Annotated in this window: 2 protein-coding genes; both read left to right on the plus strand. The window is 57.9% G+C overall.

The window, feature by feature from the left end:
• Positions 1 to 692, plus strand: a 692-nt coding sequence (locus CW742_RS12065; protein WP_292420709.1) for a Replication factor C small subunit, incomplete at its 5' end; no start/stop codon positions are given.
• A 17-nt stretch (positions 693 to 709) separates the two neighbouring features.
• Positions 710 to 1,672, plus strand: a complete 963-nt coding sequence (locus CW742_RS12070; protein WP_342764882.1) for a hypothetical protein — start codon at positions 710 to 712, stop codon at positions 1,670 to 1,672.
• Positions 1,673 to 1,700 lie beyond the last annotated feature (28 nt).

Here is a 1,700-nt window from a genome sequence, read left to right on the forward strand (position 1 = left end):
CGGACATGCTCCAGCCCTCCGGGACATGGACATTTAAGAGCCTCTTCCGTGACGAACCGCATGCCCTCAGCCACGAAGCCCAGGCAGCACTCCGACGCACTATGGAGAGTTACGACCAGACCGGCCGGTCCATCCTTTTCTGTAACGACTCCTCCAAGATCATCGACCCCGTCCAGAGCCGGTGCGCAAGCAACCGCTTTACACCGCTCGGGCCGGGGGCTGTGAAGGAAGAGGTACGCCGAATCGCAAGCCGCGAGGGGCTGACAATCACCGAGGGGGCGATGGAGGCAATCGTCTATATCGCTCAGGGGGATATGCGAAAGGCCATTAACGCGTTGCAGGGTGCAGCTATCATCAACCCGGCTATTGATGAGAAACGGGTCTATTCCATCACGTCAACGGCCCGCCCCGAAGAGATCAATGATCTGCTCACCCTTTCGCTGAGCGGGGATTTCGATGGCGCAGAATCGCTCCTTGCGCAGCTACTCCACGAGCGCGGTATCGCACCCAACGAATTGATCAACCAGATGTACCGCGCCCTCCTGAAACGCGAGATGCCGAGGGACCTGAAGGTGAAACTCATTGACCACCTCGGGGAGGCAGACTTCCGGCTTTCAGAAGGCGCAAACAGCGATATCCAGATGGAAGCACTGGTTGCGCGGTTCGTGCTCTCCTCGCAGGCAGGGCACTGAGGCGTAAGGGGCAGGATATGGAGAAACAACCGGATCTCCACGAAGGCGACAGGACAGGAGACTGGACCCGTCTTCTCAAAACGAAGTATAAAAAAGAGCTCGGGGAGTTATCGCGCGAGTATCCCCACAAGCGATCGCTCTCCATCGATTACCGCGACGTCGAGCGGTTTGGGAAGCCGGGCATCGCAATGGCGGATGAGCTCCTCGAAAATCCCGGGAAGGTACTCGAGGATGTCTGGGATGCGATCAAGAACGGCCAGCTCATCCGCACCAAGGACGGGAAGGAGCCCCACGGGGTCAATATCCGGTTCACCAACCTGCCGCGAAAGACCCTGATACGCAACATTCGCTCCGATGACATCAACCGGTACATTTCTGTCGAGGGGATCCTCCGGAAGACAACGGAAGTACGGCCCCGGGTCGTGGAGGCAGTGTTCCGCTGCCCGGCCGGCCACTTCACGGTAAAGCAACAGAAGTACGGGAAGTTTGTAGAACCAGACGGTTGCGCGACCGATGGGTGCACCTTCAAGAAACTCGAACTGATGCCCAAGCGTTCGAAGTTTGTGGATTCGCAGAAACTCCGGATCCAGGAATCCCCGGAAGGCCTGCGCGGGGGCGAGCAGCCGCAGACCCTTGATATCGATGTCACCGATGACCTCTCAGGAATAGTCTCCCCCGGCGACCGGATCATCATCAACGGCATCCTGCGCTCCATGCAGCGGGTGGTCAAGGGCGAGAAGAGCACGGTCTTTGATATCTTCCTTGAATGCAACTCCATCGAGGTTGCCGAGAAGGAGTTTGAAGAAGTCGAGATCGATGAGAAAGCCGAGGATGAGATCAACCGGCTCAGTAAAGACCCGATGATGTACCGGATGATCACGCACTCGATAGCCCCGACCATCTACGGGAGAGAAGACGTGAAGCAGGCAAGCGCGCATCCGCATTACGGTGGCGTCACAATGGACATGCTTGACATGTAGAAGCTGCGCGGGACTGTCCACGTCCTTC

Origin of the sequence: Methanoregula sp., assembly GCF_002835825.1 — an archaeon.
GTDB lineage: Archaea > Halobacteriota > Methanomicrobia > Methanomicrobiales > Methanospirillaceae > Methanoregula.